The organism is Vibrio sp. 10N.261.52.C2 (assembly GCF_041471425.1).
Taxonomy (GTDB): domain Bacteria; phylum Pseudomonadota; class Gammaproteobacteria; order Enterobacterales; family Vibrionaceae; genus Vibrio; species Vibrio crassostreae_C.
The window spans coordinates 98,180-119,248 of record NZ_JBFROH010000018.1 but is presented as its reverse complement, the minus strand read 5'-3'; the positions used below and the strand labels follow the sequence as shown (position 1 = coordinate 119,248).

Below are 21,069 nucleotides of genomic sequence, written 5' to 3'. Positions count from 1 at the left end.
ATATCTCGCTACCAACGCCTCTTAATGAGGTTTGAGCGCCAGTTCAATATCACAGTAGCTTTGGCTTGGCTCATTACCAAACTCATCATAGGCGTTGTGTAAGCGAAGATACGCCTTTTCAAAGCCGAGCCGGAGTAACTCCTCTTTCACTTGATCCAAGGATCCAAAGTGAAGCGGCTCGCCGTCTTGCTTTACCGGTTCTAGCTTATGTTTGTACTCCACCGCCAATAGATATTCTGAAATATCAGAACAGCCAATAACGTACACTTTGGGTGTTTGATAAGAGTCTTTGTGCTCTCCATGTAACCACATGTCTAACTGATGCTTTTGCATAACCGGCCTCCCTTGCTCTCTATAGCTTAGTAGAACTCTATTTCTTTACTAGGGCACGTTGATTTTTCTCGATTAAAAAACAAAAAAGAGAAGCCAATGCTTCTCTTTTTTGTCCAGTTCTAGTTCAAAAGCGCTCACTTTTGACACCTAACTATCACCGTCAATGATTTAGGGGGTTGAAAGGTGCGATCAACCCCGAAAGATTACGTCGGTATTCGCGCGCTAAGAACACGACGAAGATGACGTACTCGACGTTCAATCGTGACGACTTCTGGTTCAGAAAAACCAATCGGTCGACCGTCAGCTTCAAGACCAATATCTCTTAGTAAGTGAGTATTGTTCCATGGTAGATCATATGAACTGCGACGAACTTTTCGTTGCCATTCACGCTCTTCACGACGAAGATCGGCACGGATAAGGACTGTTGCTAATTTTAAATATACTGAGTGACGCATAATAACTCTCCAGTTGTTGAATAAACTGAGGAAAAATAGCGTGTTAGATCGTATGAGGGTTTCTCACTTAGCTGCTATTTTTCCGCAGCCAAATAAGGATACGGATCTATTAGTTAGGTTTATCTTGGGTGTTTCGATCGGCCATGGCTGATGTTTGTGACATAACAGTCACCATGTCAGAACACGGATCAAACGAAGCGCAAATATGCTGTATAAAATCGAAATGTTTCATTTGCGCCTCCAAGCTAACTAAAAAATCCAAAAAAAATGGGGAAGTAAAAGCAGACAAGTCTTTGTTAAATCGTTGCTTTAACGGTTAAAGTCTAACCAAGTGAGTATATTATTCAACCGCTAATTGATTAACATTTTTAAAACAATGCATTCGCCTGAAATATTAGTTGCATATTCATTTACATATAACATATTCACTATGATTATATAAAATCACAGCATATCTCTCTTAGGGTCTAACTAGAAAACAACGGACTACCCTTCAGAAACAAAAAAGCCACGTAGATACGTGGCCTTTAATTTACGGTGACTGAATAAAGTCATGTAGAGAAGAGTCTAAACAACACCTTCAGAGATTAGGCTGTGTTTATTCAGCAAGCGGTACATCGTCGCTCGTGATACACCGAGCTCCTTAGCCGCCAATGAAACCTGACCACCGTAAGATTCCAATACAATCAGTAACGCATCGCGCTCTGAGCGCTCTCGAATACTCTTCAAGCTTCGGCGTTCATCATTCTGTTTTGGTAAATCCAGTTGGTGATCCTCAATGATCACAGCATCAGACATCAACACAACACGCTTAATTTGATTCATCAACTCACGCACATTGCCCGGCCAGTGATAACGATTCATCGAGCGGATAGCATCGTCTGAAAAGCTCTTCGCTTGAGCATTAAACTCTTTTGAATACTCACGTAGAAAATGATTAGCCAATACTGAAATATCACTCACTCGCTCTTTTAAGCTCGGAACGTGAATGCGCAGAACATTGATGTAATGATAAAGTTCTTCATTGAAGTCGCCCTCGATCAATGCCTTTTCGATATCAGAAGAGTTCGCGGCCAGAATACGCACATCGACTGGCTTAGGACCATCCGTAGTTTCAATTTTACCTTCTTGTAAGAAACGCAGCAGGTTCAACTGCTGATTACGTGGCATCGCCAATACATCATTGAGTAAAATGGTTCCGCCATCGGCTTCTTCCAACAGACAAGGTGCTGCAGCGGGCTGTGCAGAGATACCAAATACCTCGGCCTCTATTCTCATTTCAGACAAGGCACGACAATTGACCGTTAAAAATGGCTTTTGCGCTCGCGAAGAGTTTTGATGAATTGAGCGCGCAACCGTCTCTTTTCCTGCTCCACTCTCTCCGTAAATCAGGATACTGACATCAGTCGGCCCAATGCGCTTTACTTGGTCTCTCAAACGCTTCACAGCCACAGAGTCGCCAAGCAAACCCATATTGTTGTTGATGCCGTAGTTTGGCCATACTTTCTGCTCAAGCTTGAGCATACCCAATTGGTGACCAATGGTACTCAATAACTGGGCATCTGGGATTGGCGCCGTGAAAAAGTCGATACAGAAGTTGACGATAAATTGGCAAATGGTATCAGAGCTCAATTGCGATTCACGAATAAAGGCGAGCCATCTTACTTGCTTGTTGTTGCTCACGAGATTAGCGATACCGTTAAGGCTAAACTCATCATGACTAAGATCCACAATGCCAATGCATGGGCCAATGTCAGCAATCAAGGCATCGGCTTTTCGTAAATCTGCACACTGGGTACATTGCCAACCTACTTGCTCTAACACTGATAACCAGGGTTCGTACGCACCACCAACGACGATAAGAGAACCTGGTAAGGAATCCATCTTAAATTGAGTTCCCATCCTTCTTCCTTATTCTATTTTTATTTAAATCAAGCTAATACGAGTCACTGCTTCATCGTTCGACAAAATGCCACGAGATCGTATTCAGCGCAGGACGTATAGTAGTGAGACTATCTTAGATTTTATGTCTCAATAGTAAGACTATGTCAGAAATAATGGTTTTTCGAATCAAGAGTGCGGTACAGGCTAGGTTTTGCAGCCTAAAAACAGAAAAAGCCACCCGAAGGTGGCTTTTTAATTACATAGGCTGTTACGCCCTATAAGCGAGAATTACGCCTGTGGACGCATTGCCGGGAACAAGATCACGTCACGGATTGTGTGCGTGTTTGTAAATAGCATTGCTAGACGGTCGATACCGATACCTTGACCCGCTGTTGGCGGTAGGCCGTGCTCTAGTGCAGTAATGTAGTCTGCATCGTAGTACATCGCTTCGTCATCACCCGCGTCTTTCGCGTTAACTTGCGCTTTGAAACGCTCGTCTTGGTCTTGTGCATCGTTAAGCTCAGAGAAACCATTCGCAACTTCACGGCCACCGATGAAGAACTCAAAACGGTCTGTGAAGAACGGGTTGTCATCGCTACGACGAGCTAGAGGAGAGATGTCCGCTGGGTAGCCAGTGATGAACGTTGGTTGAATTAGCTGAGGCTCAGCCGTTTCACCAAAGATCTCTTCTAGAAGCTGACCACATGTCCAGAACGTTTCTACGTCTACGTGTACAGATTTTGCGATAGCAACCATCTTCTCACGGTCTTGTAGGTCTGCTTCTGTTAGCGCTTGAATCTCAGCGTGCTCAGGGTTGTAGTGCTTGATTGCATCGAACATGCTCATTCGAGCGTAAGTGCCACCGAACTCAACCGTTTCGTCACCGTAAGGCATAGAAGTAGAACCAAGAACGTCCATTGCTGCCGTGCTTAGCATCTCTTCAGTCAGATCCATAAGGTCTTTGTAGTCAGAGTACGCTTGGTAGAATTCCATCATTGTGAATTCTGGGTTGTGACGTGGAGATAGACCTTCGTTACGGAAGTTACGGTTGATCTCGAATACACGGTCAAAACCACCAACCACTAGACGCTTAAGGTAAAGCTCTGGTGCAACACGTAGGTACATATCGATGTCTAGTGCATTGTGGTGAGTGATGAATGGACGTGCAGTTGCACCACCCGGGATCACGTGCATCATTGGCGTTTCAACTTCTAGGTAGCCTTTAGCGCTCATGAAGTTACGAATTGAAGATACAAGCTTAGAACGCACGATGAATGCATTGCGAGAGTCTTCGTTCACGATTAGGTCAACGTAACGCTGACGGTAACGCATCTCTTGGTCAGTTAGACCGTGGAACTTCTCTGGTAGAGGACGAAGTGCTTTAGTCAGCAGTTCAAACTCTTCCATGTTCACGTAAAGGTCGCCTTTACCTGATTTGTGAAGCGCACCTTTAACACCGATGATGTCACCGATATCTAGGCCTTGGTACTTCTCTTTCAGTACTTTTTGTACGTCTTTCGCTGCGTATGCTTGGATACGACCAGAAGTTTCTTGAATCGCAAGGAATGGACCACGCTTCGCCATTACACGACCAGCGATCGCAACGATGTGGTTAAGCTCTTCTAGCTCTTCCTTAGTCTTCTCACCGAACTCCGCTTGAAGATCGCCAGCTAGGTGCTCACGACGGAAGTCATTTGGGTGACCGTTAGCTTTGCAGTTTTGGCGGATGTGATCCAGCTTGCTGCGGCGCTCAGCGATTAGTTTGTTCTCTTCAGGTGAAGAAGCTTCTTGTGCGTTTTCGTTTTGAACAGCATCAGTCATTAGAGATGTACCCTGCTTTTAAAATTTGGACCGCTATATTTTTTCAAATATAGGCATTTTTACCAATATTATTGGTAAAGCTTAATAGTTGATAAAGCTTACAGACCTGATTTCAGGCTAGCTTCAATAAACTTGTCTAAGTCACCGTCAAGAACCGCTTGAGTATTACGGTTTTCGATGCCGGTGCGTAAATCTTTGATACGAGAATCATCCAGTACGTAAGAGCGGATCTGACTGCCCCAACCGATGTCTGATTTCGTTTCTTCGCTCGCTTGTTTTTCAGCATTTTGTTTTTGAATCTCAAGTTCAAAAAGCTTAGCACGTAGCTGCTTCATCGCTTGATCTTTGTTCTTGTGCTGCGAACGGTCATTCTGACACTGAACCACGGTGTTAGTTGGAACGTGAGTAATACGTACCGCTGATTCCGTGGTGTTTACGTGCTGACCACCAGCGCCAGAGGCTCGGTATACGTCAATACGTAAGTCAGAAGGATTAATGTCGATCGTAATGTTGTCATCAATCTCAGGATAGATAAACGCAGATGCAAATGAAGTATGACGACGACCACTTGAATCAAATGGTGACTTACGAACTAGACGGTGAACACCAGTCTCTGTGCGTAACCAACCGTAAGCATACTCACCAGAAATACGTACCGTTGCGCCTTTAAGGCCAGCAACATCACCATCAGACACTTCGATAACTTCAGTCTTGAAGCCTTTCGAATCTGCCCAACGTAAGTACATACGCAACATCATTGAAGTCCAGTCTTGAGCTTCTGTACCGCCCGAACCGGACTGCAGATCGATGTAGCAATCTGATGCATCGTGATCACCAGAGAACATACGACGGAATTCCAGTTTCTCTAGCTTAGCTTCAAGCTCGGCTAGTTCTGGTTCAATTTCATCGAACGTTTCTTGATCTTCTTCTTCAACCGCAAGCTCTAGCAGGCCATCAACATCCTCAACACCTTGGTCAAGTTGGTCGATCGTTTCTACTACCGCTTCCAATGCAGAACGTTCTTTACCTAGCGCTTGTGCACGCTCAGGTTCGTTCCATACATCCGGTTGTTCTAATTCTGCGTTTACTTCTTCTAGACGCTCTTGCTTAGCGTCATAGTCAAAGATACCCCCTCAGGATATTTGTGCGCTCAGACACATCCTGCAGACGGTTTTTTATAGGATTGATTTCAAACATTTTAGCTCATCATTTATGAGTAGAATTTAACCGAAGAATTGTACTCAAAAGTGTGACGGAGATACAGAATTTTTTAGAGTGGTGAACCAAGATTCAACAACTTAATGGGATATAAAATTGACAGGCAGAAAAAACACGTAGAATTTGTAAGGGCAGGAAGGAAAACAAGCCCTGTTTTTGAACAGAGCTTGTTGAATTTAGCGCTAGATGATGAGCATTATTGAGCCCAAAATAACTATTTGGCTTCGATATGATCGATCATCAGCTGCAACGATTGGTTACCACGAAATTCGTTGATATCGAGCTTAAATGCAAGATGAACGGTTTTTACTGATGCATCAGGCCAGCGACGTAGGTCGACGTTAAAGGCAATACCGTCAATCATCACATTGGTTGGGTGGCCTTTGTAGAGCGGCTCAAGCATCAGCTTAAGGTGCTTTTCACCCACCAGCTTTTGGTGCAGCACTTTAAACTCACCATCGAAGATTGGCTCAGGGAAAGCTTGTCCCCACGGGCCACCTGAACGCAGCGTTTCAGCGGTGTGCATCGAGAACTCTTCTGGTAACAGCTCACCATCAGACAAGATAATGCCCTTCAGTGCTGTTTCTCCAAGTTCATTCTTCACCACATCATTGAACAGCTTGCTGAAGCGTTCAAAGTCCTTTTCCATGATGGTTAAACCAGCCGCCATTGCGTGGCCACCAAATTTAAGAATCAAGCCAGGGTTTTGAGTATCAATTCGGTCCAATGCATCACGCATGTGCAGACCCGGAATTGAACGACATGAACCTTTGATACTGCCTTCGCCGCCATCTGCAAACGCAATCACTGGGCGGTGGTATTTGTCTTTGATACGCGAAGCCAAAATACCAATCACACCTTGGTGCCAATCACGTTGGAATAGTGCCAAGCCAGAAGGTAGGTCGTCTTTACCAAATTCAAGGCGCTCACAAAAAGCCATCGCTTCTTGCTTCATACCCTCTTCGATCTCTTTACGTGTTTGGTTCAAGCCATCTAACTCACTCGCCATTCGACGAGCCGCATGGATGTTGTTACTCATTAGCAGCTCAACACCAAAAGACATGTCGTCTAATCGACCAGCTGCATTGATACGAGGACCAAGAGCAAAGCCAAAGTCAGACGCCACCAAACGCTTAGCGTCTCGCTTAGCAATTTCGATCAAGGCTTGAATGCCCGGACGAGCTTTACCCGCACGAATACGTTGCAAACCTTGATGAACTAAAATTCGGTTGTTTTCATCGAGTGGAACCACGTCGGCAACCGTACCCAGCGCCACAAGGTCAATCAGTTCCATCAACTTAGGTTCTGTCATGCCGCGCTCTGCAAACCAACCCAATTTACGCATGTGAACACACAATGCCATCATCAGGTAAAAAGCGACACCAACCCCCGCTAGGGCTTTCGAAGGAAAAGCACAACTTTCAAGGTTTGGGTTAACCATAGCATCGACCATTGGCAGTTCATTGCCCGGCAAGTGATGATCGGTAACCAGAACCTCTAGCCCTTTCTCTTTAGCAAAGCGAACACCTTCAATTGAAGATACACCGTTGTCGACCGTCATGATCACTTCAGCACCAAGCTCGATTGCCTGTTCAACAACCTCAGGGCTCAAGCCATAACCATCTTCAAAACGGTTTGGTACCAGATAGTCGACGTTAGAGCTGCCGAGCATACGTAACGCTAAAACAGACAGCGCCGAGCTGGTCGCGCCATCGGCATCAAAGTCACCAACAATGATGATGCGTTTTTGCTGCTGAATAGCTTTGAACAACAGCTCAACCGCAGCATCAATGCCGCCCAGTTTTTGATAAGAGTGCAAGCCTTTCGCTGCTGTCTCTAGTTGGTCGGCACTGTCGATTCCACGACTCACATAAATGCGCTTTAACAAGTCAGGTAAGTGAGCAGGTAAGACTGAAATGTCGACCTCAGGACGGCGTTGGATCTCTATCATATAAAAATGGGCCCGATATCAATCAGGCCACTCCTTAAATCAAAAACATGGGGGATAAATTGGCAATACAGAAAACGAGATTATTGCTCTAAACGTTGAAGAAGTTGTGCTGGCGGTAAGTAACCACTCACCAACTCACCACTTGCTAGCACGATAGCCGGTGTGCCATTGATGCCAAGCTCACGACCTAATTGGTACTGTTTAGCAATGATCTGCTTTTGCTCTGCTAGATCTTTACCAGACGCTGGCATTTGACGATTTACTTTAGCGTCATGCATCGCTGTTTTTGGATCATCTGAAGCCCAGATTGCTGCCATTTGATCGGCAACTTTCCCTGTCGCACCTTGGCGTGGGTAAGCCATGTAACGAACGGTAATACCCAGATCGTTGTAGCCCTGCATTTGGCTGTGCAGACGAACACAGTAGCCACACGTAATGTCAGTAAATACCGTCACAACATACTTTTCGTTATCGGCTTTGTATTCAATAACCGTATCCGACATCGCCGCGACTTTTTCAGCATTCAGCGGAGCTTGACGCTCAGCCAAAACATCACTGAACTTACCGTTTTCATCTAAAGAGTAAAGTGTACCGGCTAGAAAGTGATCGCCCTCTGGAGAAGAAAATATAATGCCGCTGTTGGTTTGAACTTCTAACAAACCATCGATATCCGAAGGAACAATCTTATCGACCTTAATACCGATTTTTTCAAAACGCTTAGTTAACGCAGCTGTATCAATAGCTTGAGCTTGAGCAGCTTCTACGGCTGTTGATGTTGTTTCTACTTTCGCTTCTGATGCATTACATGCAGTAATCATAAGAGGAAGCGCTAGTAGAGGAAGACGGCGTAATACGCTCATTAAGTTCACCTTAAAAATAAATGGATTTAAGCACGTGGGTGATGCTGCGCATGAATTTGCTTGAGCCTTTCAGTCGCCACGTGAGTATAAATTTGGGTTGTCGATAAGTCACTATGCCCAAGTAACATCTGTACGACCCTGAGATCTGCGCCATAGTTCAGTAAATGCGTCGCAAAAGCGTGTCTCAATACGTGTGGTGACAACAATTCTGTGTCGATACCAGCGACGACCGAGTAGTGCTTAATACGATACCAGAACGTCTGACGGGTCATTTGCTTGGCGCGTTTACTCGGAAAAACCACATCAGAACTGTTTTCGCCAAGTAGATGTGGACGACCCTGTTCAATAAAAGTCTCTATCCAATCCACCGCATTTTCGCCCATTGGTACTAAGCGCTCTTTGCCACCCTTACCAATAACACGCACCACGCCCTGTCTTAGGCTGATGTTTTCCATCGTCAAGCTAACCAGTTCTGTCACACGCAAACCGGTTGCATAGAGTAACTCAAGCATCGCCTTATCGCGAAGCTCAATCGGATCGTTCGGATCTGGCGCATCGAGCAAAGCATCAACCTGTTCTTCGCTCAAATCTTTCGGCAAGCGTTGCGGCAGCTTCGGGCTGATCAACAAGGCACTTGGATCATCGCCTCTGATTTTCTCGCGGTGCAAATATTGGAACAAGCGACGAATCGCCGACAACATACGGGCACGAGAGGTCTGCTTAAAATCGGCGTCGGCTAACCAGCCTTGATAATCCTGTAAACCTGAAAGGCTAATGAAGTCGAGGCGGTAATTGTTCTTTTCCATCCACGCTAATAACTTGGACAAATCGGTACGGTACGAGACAAGCGTATTCTCCGATAATCCTCGCTCCATCCACATAGCATCTAAAAACTGCTCAACGAGACCGTGGTCTGCGCTCTGCCCTTGAGGCGACTGCATAGTGTTACTCACAATATTGGAAACTGTTTTGAGAGTATGCCAGAGCAAATATGAATGCCATAAAAATTACGACTTGAGCGGATAATCGCTGCAATCGAAGTCGATTTATGGTTAGAATTCGCCATCTGAAATTAAAATCGAACGTTTGCTATGAAAATTGGATTATTTTACGGCTCAACCACCTGCTACACAGAAATGGCAGCAGAGAAAATTCGCGGCATTATTGGTGAAGACCTAGTTGATATCCATAACGTGAAAGAAAGCCCTCTTTCATTGATGGCGGACTACGACCTTTTATTGCTGGGCATCTCGACTTGGGACTTCGGTGAAATCCAAGAGGATTGGAATGAACTGTGGGAAGACATCGCAACCACGCCTATGAAAGGCAAGGTTGTGGCTCTGTTTGGTTTGGGTGACCAAGAAGGCTACGGCGAATGGTTCCTAGATGCGATGGGTCTATTGCATGATGAACTGAAAACCGCGGGTGCAGAGTTTGTTGGCTTCTGGCCAAACGATGACAGCTACGAGTTCGAAGCGTCTAAAGCGTTAACCGAAGACAAATCTCAATTCGTTGGTTTGGCGCTTGATGAAGATTCACAATACGAGCTAAGCGACGACCGTATCGCAAGCTGGGTTGAGCAAGTACTGGTTGAGTACAGCGAAAAGCTATAACCAAACAGAAGTACTCCCGGCTAAGTAGCTAACCAAGTAACTAGCTGGATATAAAAAGACCACAGAATACAAAAAGGCCTCATTACTGCGAAGTAATGAGGCCTTTTCTATTTCATCTCGAAGGACAATCTAATCTCAACGGAAGATTAAACAGTCTCTTCAGCCATCTCTTGTTCTGTTGACTTGCCAACAAAGAACATACAGATGATTGCAGCCGTTGTTGGAAGCAACCAACCCATACCGATCTCAAACAGTGGCAGCATCTTAAGTGCAGACACGTCTACACCCGCTACTTTAGCGCCATCAATAAGAGCAAACAGCAGTGACACTAATACCACTACGCGGTAAGCCGCTTTTGGATTAGGGAAACGGCTACGTAAGAATGTCAGAGCAACCAACGCGATAGCGACTGGGTACAGTGCAAACAGTACTGGAACAGACAGAGAAATCAGTTGAGAAAGACCAACGTTCGCAACGGTTGCACAAGCTACACCATTGATGATTACCCAAGTCTTGTAAGACAGAGGCGTTAGCGAGCTGAAGTAATCAGAACATGCTGACACAAGGCCAATCGCCGTAGTTAGACATGCTAATAGTACGATCACAGAAAGCACTAGCTGACCAGAAGGACCAAACAACGATTGAACGTATAGGCTTAAAATAGCACCGCCATTGTCTGCACCCGCTGCGACTGTTGCACTTGTTGCGCCTAGGAAAAATAGAGAGATGTAAACAAACGCCAGACCCGCTGCGGCAATACAACCCGCGCTAATTAGGTACTTAGTCGTCGCTGCACGGTCAGTAATGCCCTTGCTACGAATCGCATCAACAATCAGCATACCAAACATCAAAGAAGCAAAAGTATCCATGGTGTTGTAGCCTTCAAGGAAACCTTTGGTTAGTGGTTGAGTGATGTACTCACCGTGAGCCGCAAGAATATCGCCTTGAGGGTTAACGAATACAGCAATCGCCAGCACAACCAAACCAACGAACAGTGCAGGTGTTAGCACCTTACCAATGACGTCAATAAGCTTACCTTGCGACCATGAGAAGAACATCGCTACTGCAAAAAATGCAATCGAAAAGAGAGTTAGGTGAGCTTGAGAGGCATCGATGAAGAACGGTTTCACCGCCATCTCATAGGCAACAAGGCCAGTACGCGGTGCAGCAAATGCAGGACCGATAATGATAAAGATCAGTACAGCCATGATGGTTGCTGCTTTCTTAGGAAGATCTTTAGTTAAGTGACCCCAAGAGCCACCAGCCACTGCGACCGCGACGATAGTGATTAACGGCAGACCAACGGCAGTCAGCAGAAAACCAGACATCGCTGGAAGGAAGTGATCACCGGCTAATTGGCCAGCTAGAGGTGGGAAGATGATGTTACCCGCACCCAAGAAAAACGCAAAAAGCATAAAGCCCAATGCCATTATATCTGTTAGTTTTAGACTCTGTTTCACAGATAATCCTTAATTATATTTATGAATTTATGTTGTGCTTACATGAATGTTACAGCTCAAAGCTGCCAATCAATCTATAAAATAGTCGCGCATAATGACGAAACAACTGGCTAGCTGCAAGTCACCACACAAAAACACCATATAAATTTGCATATGAGAACAAAAAGCAGTGGATTCCACTAGCTATAGAAAAATAGCCACAATTATAAACTAACCATAATGCACAACAATATTCTTCCAAGCAGAACATTGATTCATACAAGCGGTTAACATTAGAGCTAATCACTTAAAATATCTCGATACTCAGAACATTAATGAAAGACAAAACAGTGCAAACTAAAAGCTTCAATTTTAAGCAATTCTCAATTTACGGCGGGAAAAGCGGTATGCCAGTCAGTACCGATGGCGTATTACTTGGCGCTTGGGTAAGCCTGCCACAAAGATCATGTGTACTCGATATTGGAACCGGGACAGGTCTGCTGGCTTTGATGGCTGCGCAGCGTTTTGAAGATGCTTCAATCTCTGCGATAGATATTGATCAACACGCTATTGATGCTGCCACTGTCAATATTGAGCAGTCGCCTTGGCAAAATCGTATCTCCCTTGATCACGGCAGCGTGTTAACAACCGACTTTCCACAAAGGTTTGATGCGATCATCTGTAACCCGCCCTACTTCAACTCTGGAGAACAGGCGCAGCAAAGCCAAAGAGCCACCGCGAGACACACCAATAGCTTGGATCACCTTGAGCTTGCTCAGCGTTGTTTCGAGATAACGACGGATGCCGCCACAGCCAGTTTTATACTGCCGACGACCGAGGGAGAAGGCTTCATCAAGCTTGCCCAACAATGTGGTTGGTACCTAGCAAAGCGCCTTGATGTGAAAACAACAGACAGAAAACCGGCAATTCGAGTCCTGTTTGAATTGTCTAAAGATCCTGTTTGTGAGCAAGATTTTCAGCGTGAATCGCTTACGATCCATCACGATGGCGGTTATAGCGAGGCATTTATTGCCCTTACTAAAGATTTTTATCTCAAGATGTAGCAAATACCATGTGATCCTAATCACTAATGCTTCTATAATGTCCGACTACTCTTTTTTATCGTCTGCTTTTTGAGGCAGAAACATTTATTGCTTGTGGAGAAACAACAGTGATCAGAACCTTTGCAGAACTCGATCTAAACCAAGAGCTGCTTAAAGCAATTGACGAAATGGGCTACGAACGCCCAACACAGGTACAAGCTGAAGCAATCCCACAAGCGTTAGATGGAAGAGACGTTTTGGCTTCTGCGCCAACAGGTACTGGTAAAACAGCATCATTTGTATTGCCAGCACTGCAATACCTACTGGATTTCCCACGTAAGAAATCTGGCCCTGCACGTATGCTTATCCTGACGCCAACGCGTGAGCTAGCAATGCAGATCACCGAACAAGCACGTGAGCTTGCTAAATACACCAGCCTAAATATCTTCACGATCACGGGCGGTGTGATGTACCAAGAGCACGCAGATATCTTAAGTACCACTCAAGATATCGTAGTAGCAACACCTGGCCGTTTGATGGAATACATTGAAGGCGAGCGTTTTGACTGTCGTGCGATTGAATGGCTGGTTCTAGATGAAGCCGACCGCATGCTAGACATGGGCTTTGGTCCTGTTGTTGACCGTCTGTCTGCAGAGTGTCGCTGGCGTAAACAAACTTTACTGTTCTCAGCAACGCTAGAAGGTAAAGGCATTGAAGGCTTCACTGAAGATCTACTGAAAAACCCAGCGGAGATCGATGCGAAATCATCACTTCGTGAGCGTAAGAAGATCACTCAGTGGTACCACCGTGCAGACACAGCAGAGCACAAGCTGAACATCCTAAAGCACGTCATCACAGAGCAAGCTGAGCGCAGCATCGTATTCTTGAAGACGCGTGATCGTCTAGGTGATCTACGAGCTCAACTTGAAAGCGCGCAAATTCCATGTGCGTGGATCCAAGGTGAAATGCCTCAAGATCGTCGTAACAACGCGATTGCTCGTTTCCGTGACGGCTCTGTAAACGTACTACTAGCGACTGACGTTGCTGCTCGTGGTATCGACCTTCCAGACGTAAGCCACGTAATCAACTACGACATGCCACGTACTGCTGACGTATACCTACACCGTATTGGCCGTACTGCTCGTGCTGGTAAAAAAGGTAACGCGGTTTCTATCATTGAAGCGCACGATCAACTAATGATTGAGCGTGTGGCTCGTTACACAGACGAACCAATCAAAGAACGCTTTATTGAAGGCATGCGCCCTACGCATAAGAAAGCGGCCGTGACTAAGAAGAAGAAGCCGAAGAAAGAAGATAAGAAAGCGGTAGAGAAACAAAAAATCGCGAAGAAGAAAAAAATCGCGAAGAAAAAGAAAGCAGCAAAGAAGAAGTAATCTACCAGCTTCAACGATTCAATAAAAAAGCCCCATGCAGTTCGCTGCGTGGGGCTTTTCTTTGTCTAGTTTATTATTGTCTGGCTCGTTATTAGGCTAAATAACTAGGCCTCTAATTTCAAACTCAAACTCAAACCGAGAGTAACTAATTAACCAAGAGCTACTAGTTTTGCTCTTCACGCTTGAAGACGAGCTCTTTCGCGTTCGACTCTTCTTCAACGAAGTAGTAACCCGCCGTATCAAATTTGGTCAGCGCTTCAACGGAATCAATTTTGTTCTCAATGATGTAGCGAGCCATCATGCCACGCGCTTTTTTCGCGTAAAAACTGATCACCTTGTATTGGCCATTCTTACAGTCTTTAAAAACTGGCGTGATGATTTGACCATCAAGGCTCTTCGGCTTCACCGCTTTAAAGTATTCGTTCGATGCAAGGTTGATCAATACATTGTCGCCTTGAGCATTCAACGCCTCATTCAGCTTATCAGTGATGATATTGCCCCAGAACTGGTACAAGTTAGTGCCACGTTCATTAGCTAAGCGTGTGCCCATCTCTAGGCGGTAAGGCTGCATCAGATCTAACGGCTTAAGCAAGCCATATAACCCAGAAAGCATACGCAGGTGATTCTGTGCGTAGTCAAAATCTTCATCCGATAGCGTTTCAGCGTCTAGGCCAGTGTATACATCGCCTTTAAAGGCTAGGATTGCTTGGCGTGCGTTGTCTTGGGTAAAGGTCTCGCTCCACTGCTCAAAGCGCGCTACGTTCAACCCTGCGATTTTATCGCTGACTTTCATCAGTGCAGAAATATCTACTGGCGTCAGTTTGCGGCACTCTTCAATCAGCTCAGCAGAGTGTTCAACAAACTCAGGCTGACTAAAGCGTTCCGTCGCTAATGGTGATTCGTAATCAAGTGTTTTGGCTGGAGAAACGACAACTAACATAACTTTACCCTAATCGGTTATCTAACTGGATGCTGCTAGAGTATAGAAAAAACATCAACTTGTCTTTATGACTCTTCCTATTACTTTGATAGACAGATCTAGCTGTAAGTCGCTTACAAAGAAGAATCGCTTACAAAGAAAAATCGTTTACAAAGAAAAGATCGCAGACAAAGCAAAAATCACTCACCAAGAAAAACTGCAAACAGATAGAAATTGCAAACAGATAGAAATCGCAGGCAAAGAAAAAGGCTAAGGTCGAAACCTTAGCCTTTCTAATGATTTTAGGATGAGTGATGAATCACTCCAACAAGATTACTTCTTGTTGTTGTCCCAAATACCGTCTTCCAGCTGAGACTTAAGCTCTGGGAAGTCATTCGAATCGAATGTTGGTACTTTACCCGCGTCTAGTTGGCGGTTGTAGTCTTTCGCTAGCTTAATCACGATACCTGATAGCAGGATAATCGCCACCAAGTTAACAATCGCCATTAGGCCCATCGATACGTCAGCCAGTGCCCATACCGTTGGTAACGTCGCTAGAGAACCGAACATAACCATACCCAGAACAACGATACGGAACAGCACTAGGCCCTTCTTGTTGTTGTGCTCAAGGAAGATAAGGTTCGTTTCAGCGTACGAGTAGTTTGCAATGATTGAAGTGAAAGCGAAGAAGAAAATCGCTACCGCTACAAAAATGCCGCCCCATTCGCCCACTTGTGCTGTTAGTGCACGTTGCGTTAGTTCGATACCCGTTACTTCACCGTGTGGTACATACTCACCAGACATCAGGATGATTGCGACTGTTGCTGAACAGATAACAATGGTATCCATGAACACGCCTAGCATTTGCACGTAACCTTGTGATGCTGGGTGCGGTGGGTAAGGCGTAGCAGAAGCTGCTGCGTTTGGCGCAGAACCCATACCCGCTTCGTTCGAGAACAAACCACGTTTGATGCCGTTAATCATCGCTTGTGCGATTGCGTAACCTAGGCCACCCGCTGCTGCTTCTTGCAGACCGAATGCACTCTTGAAGATAAGAGCCAGTACTTCAGGCACTTTCTCGATGTTCGCGAACATCACGTACATAGCGATCGCTAGGTAAGCCAATGCCATGATTGGAACGATGATTTCTGCTGTGCGTGCAATCTTACGGATACCACCGAAGATAACGAACGCAGAGATGATTACGATACCAACACCAACGTAGCTACGCTCAAGGTCGAATGCCGTATTCATTGCGCTTGCAATCGCGTTCGCTTGAACCGCGTTGAATACAAGACCAAATGCAATGATGAGGAAGATAGAGAATAGAACCCCCATCCAACGCATGCCTAGGCCTTTCTCCATGTAGTATGCAGGGCCGCCGCGGTAGTTACCGTCGTTATCACGCGTTTTGTATAGCTGTGCCAGTGTGCTTTCTGCAAACGATGTTGCCATACCTAGCATTGCGATTAGCCACATCCAGAAGATAGCACCAGGGCCACCAGCGGTTAGTGCTACAGCAACACCTGCCATGTTACCCGTACCTACACGAGCAGCGAGACTAGTACAAAGAGCTTGGAAAGAAGAGATACCAGCACTGTCTGCTTTACGGCTGTTTCTAAGAACAGAGAACATGTGGCCGAAATGGCGGAATTGAATGAAGCCTAGTCGTACAGTGAAGTAGATACCCACACCAACCAGTAAGTAAACTAAGATAGATCCCCAAAGGAGATCGTTCATCAAATTGATTAAGTCTGTCACGTGAACCTCGTAATTGAGTTTAAGCACCGATCATGCTTCCTAGCCTTCCTCTTAATCGCCTATGCCTCTGTCAATGTTGTGTCGGCACTCTTGTTATATTCTTGCGGCGATTGAGACTGTAAATGTCGCTTCATGCATCCATTTTACGTATCAGTGTATTTTTTGACGGGCGGATAATGCAGCGAGACGGCCTAAAAATCAATATGCAAATACACTTATATTAAAATGACATTTCACTAATAACACACCTTTTGTTAACACAACTTTCAACAATGCAGCCCAATAAAAGTCACATTATCGGGACATAATATCAACAACAGCCACGGCACTACCCCAACAAGAACACCATCCTATAAAAATGACGTCAGCCTAGGTTTTACAAGGTATAGTGAAGATCTTCGTTTTTTTCTAGGCCAATGAGATCCCTATACCGCACGGTACCATGTGCACTTCAATGCATTGTAGTCAAAACGCTATTCCATTCGCACAATGAATTAACATTCAATAACCCCCAATTTAATCGTTTACTTAGGTTTGTTTGCCTGTTTTTTATACATAATAATTCTCACAATGTGTGAGCATGCATAAGAAAATAGAACAAAAGCTTCATGGATTTGAAACAAATGAGAAACAAATCAAAGTTATTGTGAACCTAAATATGATATTTATTGGTTCGTAAGAACTAGTCCCACGGAAGGAGATATGGCTTATGGATAGCTTTCAATTCGATGAAGTATCAGAACTAGAAATGCCTCGTGTAACTCAAAAATCACGCTCGAAACCACTCAAGCGTAAGTGGCGTGAAATCGAAGCCATCAACGATCGTAGGCAGCTTGAGAAAGAGCTGAGAGAGATGAACCTAGGTCTTGATTTTAGCCTTGACGATATAAAACTTTAATCAGCACGATAAGAAATCAGATAGCAAAAGGCACCTATATAGGTGCCTTTTTATTTTTTGAGGTAGTTAATCCGCTCAAAGCGCCATTTAGAAACCAACCCTCTAATATAGAGGACACCTAAAATAGGTGCACCTCAACATTACAACGGGCTAAACACACTCTTGTTCATTTTGTCGAACCCGAGCCGCGAGTTGGCGATATTGATCGGCGATGGTCTCTCCAAAAACAGGGTCATCTTCCGGTTGAAGCCATTGAGACTCCACTTCTTGCCAATCTTTCACCGTGAACGCCTCAACAATCATGGGTAGCACATGCTTCTCTTCATATTCCATGTGCTTTCGCTGAGCCTTAACAAACGCTTCAAGCTGCTCAATAAAGACTTGCTGAGGAACCACCGCATCTTGAAGGATCATATCGACCAAACCTAAAAAGTCCGCCGTTTTCTCAGAAAGCAATTGATGCTCTAACTCCAAGTCTTCAATCGCTTGCTCGCTGCCATATTGCTTAAGATAGTAGCGATAAATGACGTCTTCTTTAGGGTGATGCACTTTGTCTGAATGGTTCATAAGGTAATGAACCACCTCTGCGATCAGGCTATAGTTTATTTCTCGCTCCTGTTTCAGAAACTCTAACTTACTGTTGAGTATCGCGAGTAAACGAGCCATATAGCCATGCTCTCGTCTTATCCTTTCAATCATCATAGTATTGCACTCCATTACACCTACTATTTATAAGTGTATACGAATATGCTGATTTATGATTTGACCCTGCTCAGAAAACCACCAACCTACACTTCTGTTGGTAAACGCCAGTCAATAGGTTGTTGATCCATAGAAGAAAGCAGCTTGTTGGTTGTAGAGAAATGCTGACAACCGAAGAATCCACGGCGTGCCGATAATGGCGATGGGTGAGGTGCAACCAACACATGATGCTTGTTGTCATCAATCGCTTGACCTTTCTTCTGGGCGTGTGCGCCCCACAACAAAAAGATGATCGGTTCAGAGCGCTGATTGAGCTCAGCAATAATGGCATCGGTAAAGGTTTCCCAGCCACACTTAGCATGTGAGTGTGCTTTTGCCTCTTCGACTGTAAGGACTGTGTTCAACATCAACACCCCTTGCGATGCCCAAGAATCGAGATAACCATGACTAGGAATCTCAAAGCCCTCTATATCTTGTGCAAGCTCTTTGTACATATTGCGTAGAGAAGGTGGGATTTTCACACCAGGAAGCACTGAGAATGCTAAGCCGTGAGCTTGGTTAGCACCGTGATAAGGATCTTGCCCTAAGATAACCACTCGCACGGATTCGAAAGGCGTCATATCAAAGGCACTGAACACCTGTTCTTGTGGCGGGTAGACGGTTTTACCACTATTACGTTGCTGTTCAACAAACGCGAGGACACTCTGAAAGTACTCTTTATCACGTTCATCATTAATAATGGATTCCCAAGTCTTTGGTGCGGTCATCGTTTTACTTCCCAATCATCAAGGTTTCTAGCGGCTTTCGCCAGACAAAAAAATAGCTGTATCGGCTAACTGTCCTAAATAAGGCTCTAGTTATACCTCATACAGCTATCAATAAACATGATGTGTAGGGTTCACTTGTTGATGAATCATAATAATCAGTTCAAGTTGTGCTTATCTCGATTAACCACTTTTCTGCTGTGTACGATGGTGGCCGTGGTTATGCACGTGACGGTTTGGTGTAGGTAAACGGCGTGCGACAGCAATAGTTGAAGTTTGGGTGATTGAATACATAAAGGCACCTCCTCTAAGACATCGTGAACTACATATTCACTTTAATACTATGAAAGAAAGGTGCCAATTTTTAGAAATAGACGGAAATAAATTTCCCCCTCTATTATTACGCTTGTTCGCTCGCTAGCGTTGCTGAGCGATGAAACATTCTAAGTTGTTGAATTTCCTCTTTCCAGATCGTCGAATCAATGGTTTCCAAGATAAGAGGGATACCATTAAAGCGAGAATCAGAGGCAATATACTCAAAACAATCCCAGCCAATTTCGCCTTTTCCTAAAGAATGGTGTCGATCGACTCGGCTCGCGAACTCAGCTTTTGAATCATTGATGTGCATTGCTCTTAGATAGTGCATACCCACGATGCGGTCGAACTCAGCAAAAGTATGCTCACACGCCTCTTTTGTACGTAAGTCATAGCCAGCAGTAAACGTATGGCAGGTGTCTAAGCACACACCCACACGTGACTTATCTTCTACCTGCTCGATAATCTCGGCTAGATGTTCAAACTTCCAACCCAGATTAGTGCCCTGCCCAGACGTATTCTCGATCACTGCGATTACGTCAGGTACCGCTTGATGAGCTAGGTTGATCGATTCAGCGATCTTCGCCAAACATTCGCTTTCTGAGATTTTCTTTAAATGACTCCCAGGATGAAAATTCAAAAGCGTTAGTCCAAGTTGATTACAACGCTCCATTTCATCAATAAAAGCCGCGCGTGATTTCTCTAGCTTCTCTTCTTCTGGCGCTCCTAGGTTAATCAGGTAGGAGTCATGAGGAAGAATGTGCTCAGCACCGTAGCCCAACATTTTGCAATTGGCTTTAAAGGCACTAATGGTTTTCGCTTCTAGTGGTTTTGCCGCCCACTGTCTCTGGTTCTTGGTAAACAGTGCAAACGCATTGGCACCTATTTCACGTGCACGCATAGGCGCCTGATCAACTCCACCAGCAGCCGAGACATGAGCGCCAATAAACTTAATATTTGTTTCCGGTTTTGAGGATGAATTATTGTTTGTCATTAAATCACTTTACACTTTCAGAATGCTTAATAAATAAAGGGTCGTATCGGTTGTAGTTCAATAAAAACACAACAAATGTAGTAAACTTACAACAAATATGACTGTTAAATATTTTTTATACTTTAAAATATTTTGTAATTACTTTGTTTTCAAAGGTTTTATTGATTTACCTCAATATAATCACCTTTGTGAAAATATGGTTTTTGGTTGTTTTTTGACTTGAATCAATGTTAACCTTACTAATATTAGGTATATATTACCCAGCTCAATAAAAATCGAAAGTTAACACCATAATCAAACCACATTCAGTGGACTAGGAGATAGTTATGATCCAAGGTATTCAAATTACTAAAGCAGCAAACGATGACCTACTAAACTCAATCTGGCTACTAGATAGCGAGAAGAATGAAGCTCGTTGTGTTGTTGCTACTGCAGGTTTCGAAGCTGACCAAGTTATCTCAGCTGCAGACCTAGGCGAGTACGAAAGCCGTGAAGTTGCAATCGAAGCAGCACCACGCATCGAAGGTGGTCAACACCTAAACGTTAACGTTCTTAAGCGTGAAACGCTAGAAGACGCAGTTGCTCACCCAGAGAACTACCCACAGCTAACTATCCGTGTATCGGGTTACGCTGTACGTTTCAACTCTCTAACAACTGAACAGCAACGTGACGTTATCGCACGTACGTTCACTGAGTCTCTATAAT

At 44.6% G+C, this 21,069-nt stretch carries 19 protein-coding genes; 5 read left to right on the top strand and 14 right to left on the bottom strand.

Annotated features, from left to right (window positions below):
- Positions 1–21 precede the first annotated feature (21 nt).
- The 8 genes from AB4307_RS07640 to xerD all read right to left on the bottom strand — a co-directional run bounded on the left by AB4307_RS07640 (position 22) and on the right by xerD (position 9,463).
- A complete protein-coding gene (locus tag AB4307_RS07640; protein WP_004735016.1) occupies positions 22–333 on the bottom strand; it encodes a DUF6482 family protein in 312 nt (103 codons plus the stop codon).
- Positions 334–536: 203 nt separating this feature from the next.
- Complete coding sequence (locus AB4307_RS07635; RefSeq protein ID WP_004735015.1) at positions 537–788, bottom strand: hypothetical protein; 252 nt, start codon at positions 786–788, stop codon at positions 537–539.
- Positions 789–1,355: 567 nt separating this feature from the next.
- Positions 1,356–2,690 (bottom strand): cyclic-di-GMP-binding transcriptional regulator VpsR, encoded by a 1,335-nt coding sequence (gene vpsR, locus AB4307_RS07630; RefSeq protein ID WP_372131548.1) that lies wholly within the window; start codon positions 2,688–2,690, stop codon positions 1,356–1,358.
- Between the two features lie 270 nt (positions 2,691–2,960).
- Positions 2,961–4,493 (bottom strand): lysine--tRNA ligase, encoded by a 1,533-nt coding sequence (gene lysS / locus AB4307_RS07625; RefSeq protein WP_017059330.1) that lies wholly within the window; start codon positions 4,491–4,493, stop codon positions 2,961–2,963.
- A 98-nt stretch (positions 4,494–4,591) separates the two neighbouring features.
- A protein-coding gene (gene prfB, locus AB4307_RS07620; protein ID WP_102300662.1) for a peptide chain release factor 2 occupies positions 4,592–5,690 on the bottom strand; the annotation gives its coding sequence in 2 pieces (ribosomal slippage) (positions 4,592–5,614 and positions 5,616–5,690; 1,098 coding nt in all).
- A gap of 235 nt (positions 5,691–5,925) precedes the next feature.
- The gene (gene recJ / locus AB4307_RS07615; RefSeq protein ID WP_017059329.1) at positions 5,926–7,662 is read right to left on the bottom strand and encodes a single-stranded-DNA-specific exonuclease RecJ; all 1,737 of its coding nucleotides are present in this window, start codon (positions 7,660–7,662) and stop codon (positions 5,926–5,928) included.
- Between the two features lie 80 nt (positions 7,663–7,742).
- Complete coding sequence (locus AB4307_RS07610) at positions 7,743–8,522, bottom strand: thioredoxin fold domain-containing protein (RefSeq protein WP_372131546.1); 780 nt, start codon at positions 8,520–8,522, stop codon at positions 7,743–7,745.
- Positions 8,523–8,548: 26 nt separating this feature from the next.
- Positions 8,549–9,463: a site-specific tyrosine recombinase XerD gene (xerD, locus tag AB4307_RS07605; protein ID WP_017059327.1), complete on the bottom strand. Its 915-nt coding sequence runs from the start codon at positions 9,461–9,463 to the stop codon at positions 8,549–8,551.
- Positions 9,464–9,613: 150 nt separating this feature from the next.
- On the opposite strand from xerD, the gene fldB reads away from it, so the two are divergent.
- Positions 9,614–10,135, top strand: a complete 522-nt coding sequence (gene fldB, locus AB4307_RS07600; protein WP_017062875.1) for a flavodoxin FldB — start codon at positions 9,614–9,616, stop codon at positions 10,133–10,135.
- Positions 10,136–10,281: 146 nt separating this feature from the next.
- Here the strand turns inward: fldB and brnQ are convergent, their stop codons facing one another.
- Positions 10,282–11,595: a branched-chain amino acid transport system II carrier protein gene (brnQ, locus tag AB4307_RS07595; protein WP_017059325.1), complete on the bottom strand. Its 1,314-nt coding sequence runs from the start codon at positions 11,593–11,595 to the stop codon at positions 10,282–10,284.
- Between the two features lie 314 nt (positions 11,596–11,909).
- On the opposite strand from brnQ, the gene AB4307_RS07590 reads away from it, so the two are divergent.
- Together AB4307_RS07590 and srmB are read left to right on the top strand one after the other, a co-directional pair.
- On the top strand, positions 11,910–12,638 hold the full coding sequence (locus tag AB4307_RS07590) for a tRNA1(Val) (adenine(37)-N6)-methyltransferase (protein WP_372131544.1): 729 nt from the start codon (positions 11,910–11,912) through the stop codon (positions 12,636–12,638).
- A gap of 107 nt (positions 12,639–12,745) precedes the next feature.
- The gene (gene srmB / locus AB4307_RS07585; RefSeq protein WP_372131542.1) at positions 12,746–14,011 is read left to right on the top strand and encodes an ATP-dependent RNA helicase SrmB; all 1,266 of its coding nucleotides are present in this window, start codon (positions 12,746–12,748) and stop codon (positions 14,009–14,011) included.
- Positions 14,012–14,174: 163 nt separating this feature from the next.
- Here the strand turns inward: srmB and yaaA are convergent, their stop codons facing one another.
- Positions 14,175–14,951, bottom strand: a complete 777-nt coding sequence (gene yaaA / locus AB4307_RS07580) for a peroxide stress protein YaaA (RefSeq protein WP_372131540.1) — start codon at positions 14,949–14,951, stop codon at positions 14,175–14,177.
- Positions 14,952–15,263: 312 nt separating this feature from the next.
- Complete coding sequence (locus tag AB4307_RS07575) at positions 15,264–16,691, bottom strand: alanine/glycine:cation symporter family protein (RefSeq protein WP_032545312.1); 1,428 nt, start codon at positions 16,689–16,691, stop codon at positions 15,264–15,266.
- 709 nt (positions 16,692–17,400) lie between these two features.
- On the opposite strand from AB4307_RS07575, the gene AB4307_RS07570 reads away from it, so the two are divergent.
- Positions 17,401–17,589 carry a DUF3545 family protein gene (locus AB4307_RS07570; protein ID WP_017059319.1) on the top strand — a complete coding sequence of 63 codons (189 nt, stop codon included), beginning with the start codon at positions 17,401–17,403 and terminating at the stop codon, positions 17,587–17,589.
- A 150-nt stretch (positions 17,590–17,739) separates the two neighbouring features.
- On the opposite strand, the gene AB4307_RS07565 is transcribed toward AB4307_RS07570, so the two are convergent.
- The 3 genes from AB4307_RS07565 to nfo all read right to left on the bottom strand — a co-directional run bounded on the left by AB4307_RS07565 (position 17,740) and on the right by nfo (position 20,364).
- Entirely contained in the window at positions 17,740–18,291 is a 552-nt protein-coding gene (locus tag AB4307_RS07565) for a hemerythrin domain-containing protein (protein WP_017070073.1), read from the bottom strand.
- Between the two features lie 86 nt (positions 18,292–18,377).
- Positions 18,378–19,058 carry a uracil-DNA glycosylase gene (gene ung, locus AB4307_RS07560; RefSeq protein ID WP_372131538.1) on the bottom strand — a complete coding sequence of 227 codons (681 nt, stop codon included), beginning with the start codon at positions 19,056–19,058 and terminating at the stop codon, positions 18,378–18,380.
- A gap of 397 nt (positions 19,059–19,455) precedes the next feature.
- Positions 19,456–20,364, bottom strand: coding sequence for a deoxyribonuclease IV (gene nfo, locus AB4307_RS07555; RefSeq protein WP_102319761.1), 909 nt, complete (start codon positions 20,362–20,364; stop codon positions 19,456–19,458).
- Between the two features lie 326 nt (positions 20,365–20,690).
- Between nfo and grcA the strand changes: the two genes are divergently transcribed.
- Positions 20,691–21,068: an autonomous glycyl radical cofactor GrcA gene (gene grcA / locus AB4307_RS07550; RefSeq protein ID WP_017059315.1), complete on the top strand. Its 378-nt coding sequence runs from the start codon at positions 20,691–20,693 to the stop codon at positions 21,066–21,068.
- Position 21,069: the final 1 nt, after the last annotated feature.

Coding starts and splice junctions, on each gene's coding strand:
- AB4307_RS07640 (WP_004735016.1), bottom strand. CDS start 333: ATGCAAAAGCATCAGTTAGACATGTGGTTACATGGAGAGCACAAAGAC.
- AB4307_RS07635 (WP_004735015.1), bottom strand. CDS start 788: ATGCGTCACTCAGTATATTTAAAATTAGCAACAGTCCTTATCCGTGCC.
- vpsR (WP_372131548.1), bottom strand. CDS start 2,690: ATGGGAACTCAATTTAAGATGGATTCCTTACCAGGTTCTCTTATCGTC.
- lysS (WP_017059330.1), bottom strand. CDS start 4,493: ATGACTGATGCTGTTCAAAACGAAAACGCACAAGAAGCTTCTTCACCT.
- recJ (WP_017059329.1), bottom strand. CDS start 7,662: ATGATAGAGATCCAACGCCGTCCTGAGGTCGACATTTCAGTCTTACCT.
- AB4307_RS07610 (WP_372131546.1), bottom strand. CDS start 8,522: ATGAGCGTATTACGCCGTCTTCCTCTACTAGCGCTTCCTCTTATGATT.
- xerD (WP_017059327.1), bottom strand. CDS start 9,463: ATGCAGTCGCCTCAAGGGCAGAGCGCAGACCACGGTCTCGTTGAGCAG.
- fldB (WP_017062875.1), top strand. CDS start 9,614: ATGAAAATTGGATTATTTTACGGCTCAACCACCTGCTACACAGAAATG.
- AB4307_RS07590 (WP_372131544.1), top strand. CDS start 11,910: ATGAAAGACAAAACAGTGCAAACTAAAAGCTTCAATTTTAAGCAATTC.
- yaaA (WP_372131540.1), bottom strand. CDS start 14,951: ATGTTAGTTGTCGTTTCTCCAGCCAAAACACTTGATTACGAATCACCA.
- AB4307_RS07570 (WP_017059319.1), top strand. CDS start 17,401: ATGGATAGCTTTCAATTCGATGAAGTATCAGAACTAGAAATGCCTCGT.
- AB4307_RS07565 (WP_017070073.1), bottom strand. CDS start 18,291: ATGATGATTGAAAGGATAAGACGAGAGCATGGCTATATGGCTCGTTTA.
- ung (WP_372131538.1), bottom strand. CDS start 19,058: ATGACCGCACCAAAGACTTGGGAATCCATTATTAATGATGAACGTGAT.
- nfo (WP_102319761.1), bottom strand. CDS start 20,364: ATGACAAACAATAATTCATCCTCAAAACCGGAAACAAATATTAAGTTT.
- grcA (WP_017059315.1), top strand. CDS start 20,691: ATGATCCAAGGTATTCAAATTACTAAAGCAGCAAACGATGACCTACTA.